The 8,704-nt window shown below is 44.5% G+C and carries 5 protein-coding genes and 1 pseudogene; 3 read left to right on the forward strand and 3 right to left on the reverse strand.

The window, feature by feature from the left end; genetic code table 11:
• Positions 1-904, reverse strand: a 904-nt coding sequence (glpK, locus tag A1D16_RS06365; RefSeq protein WP_290708466.1) for a glycerol kinase GlpK, incomplete at its 3' end; no start/stop codon positions are given.
• A gap of 48 nt (positions 905-952) precedes the next feature.
• On the reverse strand, positions 953-3,472 hold the full coding sequence (locus tag A1D16_RS06370) for a DUF5686 family protein (protein WP_290708467.1): 2,520 nt from the start codon (positions 3,470-3,472) through the stop codon (positions 953-955).
• A gap of 121 nt (positions 3,473-3,593) precedes the next feature.
• On the opposite strand from A1D16_RS06370, the gene A1D16_RS06375 reads away from it, so the two are divergent.
• From A1D16_RS06375 to creD, 3 genes are read left to right on the forward strand one after another with little or no spacing between them, the layout of a single operon-like run.
• The gene (locus A1D16_RS06375) at positions 3,594-4,211 is read left to right on the forward strand and encodes a hypothetical protein (protein ID WP_290708469.1); all 618 of its coding nucleotides are present in this window, start codon (positions 3,594-3,596) and stop codon (positions 4,209-4,211) included.
• 12 nt (positions 4,212-4,223) lie between these two features.
• The gene (locus tag A1D16_RS06380) at positions 4,224-4,520 is read left to right on the forward strand and encodes a transcriptional regulator (protein WP_290708470.1); all 297 of its coding nucleotides are present in this window, start codon (positions 4,224-4,226) and stop codon (positions 4,518-4,520) included.
• Positions 4,521-4,556: 36 nt separating this feature from the next.
• A complete protein-coding gene (creD, locus tag A1D16_RS06385; protein ID WP_290708471.1) occupies positions 4,557-6,383 on the forward strand; it encodes a cell envelope integrity protein CreD in 1,827 nt (608 codons plus the stop codon).
• 67 nt (positions 6,384-6,450) lie between these two features.
• Here creD and A1D16_RS06390 read toward each other — a convergent pair.
• A pseudogene (locus A1D16_RS06390) lies at positions 6,451-8,704 on the reverse strand (hypothetical protein); the annotation flags it as partial.

Consider the following 8,704-nt stretch of genomic DNA (forward strand, 5'->3'; position numbering starts at 1 on the left):
CTACCGCATATTCCACCCGGTTATTAAGTTTCCAGGCAACGGTTGTAAGAAGATTATTGGTAGAATGCACAATTTTTTCACCGGTATGCATCAACATAAAACAACCGGTTCCATAGGTGTTTTTTACCATGCCCGGGGTGGTACATTGCTGCCCGAACAAAGCAGCCTGCTGGTCGCCCGCAATTCCGGCCAGCGGTATATTGGCATTCCTGACCACTGATTCTGTTACGCCGTATATGTTGCTGCTGGCAATAATTTCCGGTAATACAGCTGCCGGAATATCAAAAAGGCGCAGCAGTTCGTCGTCCCATTGACAGGTTTCCAGGTTCATGAGCATGGTACGGCTTGCATTGGAAACATCTGTTACATGTACTTTTCCGTTGGTTAGTTTCCAGTTTAACCAGGAATCGATGGTGCCAAATGCCAGCTCTCCTTTTACAGCTTTTTCCCTGGCGCCACTGACATTGTCCAGGATCCATTTAAGTTTGGTAGCAGAAAAATAGGCATCCAGTACCAGGCCGGTTTTTTTCTGAATCATAGATGCCAGGCCATCGGCCTTTAACTGATCACAATACTGGGCTGTTCTTCGATCCTGCCAAACAATAGCATTATATATGGGTTTGGAGCTGGCCCGGTCCCACACTACGGTGGTTTCACGTTGATTGGTTATGCCGATTGCCGCAATATCAGCCGTGGTAAGAGAGGCTTTTGCAATGGTTTCTGCCATAACCGCAAACTGGGTGGCCCATATTTCCTCGGCATTGTGCTCTACCCACCCCGGCTTAGGATAGTGCTGGGTAAATTCTTTCTGTGCTACATGGCAAATTTGCCCGTATTTATCGAATAAAATTGCTCTTGAACTGGTGGTGCCCTGATCGAGCGACAAAATATATTTTTCCGGCATGCATCGTAATTTTGCTTTTATAAGATAGCAAAATATACTGGTTCATCTTTAGAATGCCAAACGGAAACTGCCAAAAATTCCAAAGCGGCCAACTCTTTCTGCAGGAAGCGGGCGCGGACTAAGTCTCCATACAAAATCCAACCGGAACACTTTCAGAATATTATCGACCCCGGTACCCAGTTCGAGGTACAGCTTGCCATCTAGATTCTGGAACTGGTTGTAGGGATTATCAAAGTTCAATGCGCGGTTGGCTGCTGATAAGTCGCCGGTCAACCCTTTGGCGCTCCAGAACTGCCGGAATTTTAATTTACGGGTCAGGGGTATAAGACGGAATATTCCATTACCGATATTGTGCTCCACATTAAACCCTATATAACGGTCATGGATATACTCAAAGCGTTGCATCAGGTTAAATGCATATTTGTTGTAATAATAAATTTCATTACCTGGTGCCACGTTCAGCATCATGTAGGGCAGGGTTTTGGTGGTTCTGCCTCCAAATACGTTGTAATACAAACTGCCCAGTGGCGCAACTTTTACATAGTCAGATACGCTCAGGTAAAATTTATCATAACTATAATCACTGTTGAATATACCTGGGAAACCGCGGGCATACAGGAATTCAATAATAGGAAAGGAACTGCCCAGGCTGAAGCGGTTAAAGCTGGTTTCGAGAAATCGTTCATTGTAACCGAAGCGCAGTTTTACGGCCATTTCAAAATTGGTAAGCGGTGTTCCTTTTTGCCCGTTGGTCTGGAAAATTTCTTTTGGAGGAATATTTTTCAGCGGGTCAAAACTCTTATGTGTTCCGATAAGGGTTGCAGAAATGCCAGGCGACCATTCTTTAAATAACTCCAGCTTGGCTTCTTTGATCTGCATGAATTTTATAGGAATGCCGGGCTTACGTATGGTCAGTGCAAAGATATTATCCGTGCTTATTTCGTCGTAATAAACCTGCCCGTTATCAAGGTCTTTAGTATAACTGGCATGTATATATGCTCTTGGTGAACGGCTAAACAGGTATTTGGCTTCTGCTTTATACTTGAAGGCTTTATCGCCGAATCCATAGGCAATATAGCCGTGCAGGTACAGGTCTTTATGGAATTTAGTATTGGTTCCCAGGTCAAAGCGGGTGCGGAATCCTTCCCATTGGTTACCGGTAAACCAGTTGTACCAGGGGCCTATTTCAAAATTTCCCACATTCCTGTAACCAGTTGCCAGGAAATTAATGGTATTTACATAACGTTTGAAGATCGGCATTTTTTGCAGGGTATCAATCATTGCATAAATCGCTTTTTCATTTTTGTTGAGCGATTCGTGCCGGGAGTCGGACCAGTAGCTGTCTTGTTTTTTCATGGCGCCTTCTGCAAAAAGTATTTCCGACTGTACTTTGTTTTTTGCTATGCTGTCGCGTATAAAAGATGCATTTACGACAACATCACGATAGGTGGTGGTTTTACGTCCGATAACGCCGAACCTTGTTTTACCGATAGGTGCTACATCCGCCACAAATTTGTCTTTGGCAAGAAACCAGGTACTGTCGTCTATCAGTGCGTATTCCTGTATCAGTGATAGTTTGTCAATAAAATTGATATTTGCTTCGCGGCTTAAATTCAGGGTCATTTTCTGGATGGCCCAGGTAGGATCGTGCACCCATGCATCTCCTTCAAATGTATTTTCTCCCTTCCGCCTGGGCTGAAATACAAAGTGAATCAGTCGTTGCCCGGCTACATACTGGGTATCCAATACGGTGTATTTATAATAAGCAGGGCCGTTATCACTCAACGGACTCACAAATTGTTTGTCAAATACAGGTATATAGTTATTATATATATTAACGTTCTGTTCAGTACCGCCCAGGAGCTTTGAAATACTTTCATTTTCGACACCCATGGTTTTTACGCCCTTGATAATTTCGCGGGTTTTCCAGGGCGATTTCTGGTAATAGTAATTGGAAATGGTTTCGGTGAGGTAAACCGGTAAAAATGGCTGGCCTTCCGAGGTATCTACATTGTCGAAAATAAAATCAAAAGGTTTTAGCGGACCGAGCTCTTTCAGTTTTTCTTTATTGATCCGGTTCAGATCCAGTTCCAGCTTATTATACAATTCGTAGGTGAAACTGGTAAATCGATACCGGTCATTAAAGGGTTTACGTTTATTAATACGTTTCCACATCAGGTATCCGCGGTCAATCTTCTGCTTTACTATTACAGCCGAACTGTATTTACCCCGTTCCATGGATATAACCAGTTCCAGCAGGTTGCCGTTTTCAGAAATAGTAAGCATATCCGGATGGATGGCTACCCGGTAATCCTGGTAGCCAACATAAGTAACTTCAAGGGTATCGGTCGGCCATTCAGTAAAACGAAAAACAAAGCTCCCGGAAGAGTCGGTTAACCGACCCTGGGAGGAACCGAGGAATTTTATAGAGGCAAAGGGGATTCTTTCCTCACTTAACTTGTCCTTCACATAGCCCCGGATAGTTTTGGTCTGCGCCTGGGTAATTAGGGTAATCAATAAGGTTAGCACTAGCCCGTATGCCCGCTGGCCAAAGGGTCTTAATTTCATAGAACAGCAAAATTAACACTTAGAAAGTAGGATTAGGCGAATTTAACAGATGTGTTAAAAGGAATATTTTGCCGTTTGGATTCCGTTTGCGTACTTTGAATTACAAAGTGCTTTAGTAACTATGGACACAAGTTCGTTTCACGACCTGCGGGAAATCCGCCAGATGATGGAAAAAAGCAGCCGTTTTATCAGCCTGAGTGGCTGGAGTGGGGTAGCCGCTGGCTGTTCCGCCCTTGTCGGCGCATTTGTGGCAAATGGGGCTATCCGTTCTTATTACAAGAATGCCTATGGTACGCCAAGTGCCTGCCCCACCTGCCTGAAGCAGGACCTGCTGGTAATTGCGGCCCTGGTTTTCCTGAGTGCCCTTACACTTGCCTTCTTTTTTACGTATGCACGGTCTAAAAAGGAGGGCGTGGCGATATGGGGGCCAACTGCCCGAAAACTGATGTGGAGCACTATGGTGCCCATGGCGGTAGGAGGTTTGTTTATCTGGCGGCTAATGGAACTTCAATATTATGGCCTGGTGGCAGCGTCGTCCCTACTCTTTTACGGACTTGCCCTGATCAACGGAAGTAAGTTTACAGTGGGCGAAATACGGTTCCTGGGATATGGGCAACTGGTAACAGGGCTACTTTGTTTGTGGTTTCCCAACCATGGTTTGATTGGCTGGGCCTTTGGATTTGGTATCTTGCACATTGTATATGGGTTTACCATGTGGTGGAAATACGAACGGAAATAAGAAGTGATTGAAATGAATCCGATTGAACAGTTAAATAAAATTTTTGACAGCCGTATACGTCTCGGTATCATGAGCTCCTTGCTGGTGAATGAAAAGATCAGTTTCAATGAACTGAAAGAACTTATCGGGGTAACGGATGGAAACCTGGCTTCCCATCTTAAAACCCTGGAGGAAAGCGGTTACCTGAGAGTGCAGAAAGGTTTTATTGGCAGAAAAACCAATACCTCTTATTCGGTTACCAAAGCCGGTGAAAAAGCATTTAAACAACACCTGGATGCACTGGAAAAAATGATCCGATCCCTGCAATAAATTTTTTTATCTAATAACTTTGTAAAACAAAGTACTTTGAAATGCATTTTTTCTGCTGTTTTGTTACCAGCCGCAGCGATCTGGATAAAGACAGCCCTTCTTTTCGGAAGTTTTTTATCCCTGATTACCCTGTTTTTAAGCGGTGGTGGATTTTTTTTGCTTTTGCTCCTACCCGCCACCTTTCTTGCCAGCCTGCCTGCATTTATAGTGCTTTATATAGGGCTAAGCCTGCTGTTGCGGTTTAATCCGGCTTATTCAACCCGCCTGAAAGGGCTGGTACTGCTACTGGTAGGCATCTTACTGGTGTATTCCTTCGCCATGCCTGTACTGGCTGAAATTTTAGGAAGTAACAAGTTTAAATGGGCCTTGTTGCTGGGTATTATTGCCCTGCTTTTTTTATCGGTTATTGGAGGCTGTTATTTATCCCGTACTGCAATCAATCAAGTACTGTCTGCCGATGTTTTTCCCGTCTCTGTTTCAACCAATTACTCAACATCATACCAATCAATTATGCAACAAGAACTGAATTTACCCGATGCGGACAAACCGTTGACAAGCAATTCCCCCATTCTTTACAAAGGAATTATAACAGGCGTACTCATCCTGCTGATGATGGTACCGACTTTGTTTATTTCAAGCCTGGTGCAGGAAAGAAAAGGGCGGCAGCAGGAAATTGTACAGGAAGTGAGCCAGCGCTGGGCTGGTCCGCAAAAACTATCCGGACTTTTTCTTGTAATCCCGTATGAAATACAGCGCAAAAATGATAAAGGAAAAGAAACCACCCTGCGTAAGGAGCTTGTTCTTTTACCGGAAGATCTGCAGGTTATCAGCCAACTGAATCCGATTGTACGCAAGCGAAGTATTTATGAAGTATTATTATACCGCACGCAAACTTCCTTCAACGGTTATTTCAATTTGCAGTTGCCCAAAGATCTGCAGGAGGCCAACCTGGTTCTCAAAGATGCAAGTGTTTGTATGGGCTTGTCGGATATCAAAGGAATTGAAGAAAAGTTGGTGGTACAATTGGGAAAACAGTACCTGGAACTATCTCCTGGTTCTACGGATAAGGAACTCCTGAAAGCTTGTTTATCTGCACCCGTTGACCTGAGGAACACGGATATTTCCAAGCTGGAATTTAATACGGTGTTACAACTCAAGGGAAGTGAACAGTTACATTTTATCCCTATGGCTGGCAACAGCCGTTACCAGGTTCGTTCCGCCTGGCCTAATCCTTCGTTTGATGGAATTACCCTGCCGGCGGAACACCTGGTGAAAGACAGTGGTTTTACCGCCAGTTGGACATTCAGTAAAGCCAACCTGCCCTTTGGAACAATTCTACGGGATAAAGCATTCCCGGAAGACGATTTTTCCTTTGGTGTTTCTATGATTCAGCCGGCCGATCAATATGCAAAAACAGAACGTTGTGTTAAATATGCCCTCTTATTTATAGGTCTTACATTTTCCCTTTTCCTGGTAATGGAACTGATGCAGAAAAAACCAGTACACCCGATTCAGTATGTGCTGGTAGGAATAGCACTTTCTGTTTTTTATACCCTGCTTTTATCGTTAAGTGAGTTGGTTGCTTTCGAGTGGGCTTATGGAATGGCAGCTGCAGCAACCATTGCATTGATAACTCTTTATGTTCATACGCATTTCAGCAATTGGAAAACAGCGTCGTTATTTGGATTTGTGCTGACCTGCCTCTATGGCTTTGCCTTTATCCTGGTTCGGCTGGAAGACACAGCCCTGTTGGTAGGAAGTATCGGCCTCTTCCTTATCCTTGCCCTGGTAATGTTTGGAACCCGCAAAATCAATTGGTACCCGGAAGCCGGCCAACCTGTTCAAACCAAACCTGTCCTTTGAAAATAGTTGCATCGCAATAACCAAAAAAGCCGGCAATTGCCGGCTTTTTTATGTCTGTAAGGAGATATTAAAAATCAATTCCCATGGCAAAATGCCAGATTGGCTTGCCTTTAAATACACCGTTCATTTCCCAGCCTGTATCCAGCCGCAGGAAATAACCTAAAAGGGTGGAACGGGCACCAAATCCATACCCGCCAACAAAGGGCCCAACACCACCGGCTTTGATCTTCACCTGTACGTTACCTTCCTGGTATACTCTGGAAGGCCGCTGAATTCCGTTATAACTACCATTCCAGGCCGTTCCAAGGTCTACAAACTGGATCAACTGAAAATTGCGCAGGAAGGCATTATTGATGGGGCGTTTTAACAAGGTTGTAAATACCGGTAGGCGGAACTCACTGTTTAGAACCACGGCATTATTACCATTGGTAATATTTTGCCGATGTCCTCTCATATTAACCGCCAAAGCCTGGAAGGCATAATCGGGATCCTGCGGCTGAACTTCGTTATTGGCCTTGGGGAACAACCATCCATCCTGTCCGCCGAGGTAATACACGATTTTTTTATCGCCCCAGGAAAAATCAGCAGCAGCACGCCCTGCCCAGATGAAGTTCTGGAAAATCGGGTAGTAATACCGTGCATCCCACCCGAAGTTAAAGGTGGTACGACCCTCCACTGTTTTATTGGAATTGGCCAGTTGGGTATTATAGTCGAGGTATACTTTGTACCGTAAGCCATTCAGAATATTGGTAGTTTTCTGTATGGAATTATCGTGTACATATTCCAGGCGCAGCAAGCCATAGGTTTGCTTAGCATCCTCCAGGGTTAATGTTTCAGGAGGATCTGAAATTGCTTTCACCACCACTTTGTCGGACCGAACGCCTGCATTGATCCGCAGGCTCCTGATTTTATCAAACGGATATTTAACGCCCAATTGGTAAAGATTGGTAAACAGTTTTGCCGGCGCATACATACCACCGCCCAAACCGGCAGAGCCCACATCTGTACGCCGGTAATAGAGGGCCGAATAATCAAACCGGTGTTTTAAATAATCAACTCTTGCCAGGTACTCTGATCCTGAATTGAACAGTGACTGGGAGCCGGGGATGAATACATTCGGTTGCCCTACGTTAATCGGAAAACCCTGCCCTGCTGTATTGATCAGCGGGGACCGGAACATACCGGTAAAACGGAGGTCTTCCATGAGGTCATACACGGTTACTTTGAACATACCGTTGAAACCGTTATTGGCACTGTTATTTACGGGTAATGCACCGGTAAAGGGCTCATAACGCGTAACCAATACATCGTTATTGAAGAGCGAGCCGGTAACCTGGTCAACCGAAAACTTCCAGGTATAATTGAAACGGCCTGCTTTTTTCAATACAGAAGGTTCCTGCTCCTGCAGTTGTTTTCTTTGACGGTTTCGGGCAATGGCAGCCGAATCAACCGATTCATCCGCAAACTCCGATTCAAATTCAACCGTGGGAACAGCTTTGGCACTATCCGTTTTCTGTACCGGCTGAAACTGGGTAGCCGGCCCGGTTGTCATTCTCAGCTGATCAATATTCCGTTTACGAAAATCAGTGGGGCGCGGATTAATATTCCTTTTCCGCAATGTATTCTCATCTACTTTTAACTTATACAGGAAAAGCAGGTCTCCCTCGCGGCGCATTTCACTTACCATATCTCCATCACCAGCGGCTTTGGTTTCTTTCAGCCCACTTTGATAATTGGTGATGGGAAATACATAAGCCGAATCATTGGTAATGGAGAAGGTATAAATTGTATCTGGTTCAGTTTTATCGTAGAATCGGAGAAGCGAATCCAGGTCTCTGTAATCGGGGTTGCGTAAAATATCATCACCTACCTGGTAAATTGTATCTACACCTGCCCGGGTGGTGGAGAAAAAACCGGCAAACCGGTTATTGATGCCGTTTTCATCTGCCGTAAAAGTAAAATGGTTGGTATTGTACTGCGTTGGGTTGCGGGCATTTCCATAGCGGAGATTACTCAATTGTGAAATCTGTTTGAATTCACTCTTATTAAAATTGTCTACCAGGAAAATATTGTAGCGGTAGTTAGAAGGTATTACAGTATCAGCCGACGCTGCGGTGGCAGAGGGCCGGTTAGATGCATAAATGATACCCATTTTATTGGGGAAACTTACAAAACTGGGATCCAGATCGTCATAGATATCGTTGGTAATCTGCTCTTCTCTTTCCCGGTCGATTTTGAACGTGAAGATATCAGACTGCCCGTTTTTAACCGCACTCAGCAGCAGGGTATTGTCATCATTCATGAATTTGACATCCTGTATC

Source organism: Flavihumibacter sp. CACIAM 22H1 (assembly GCF_001601815.1).
GTDB lineage: Bacteria > Bacteroidota > Bacteroidia > Chitinophagales > Chitinophagaceae > Flavihumibacter.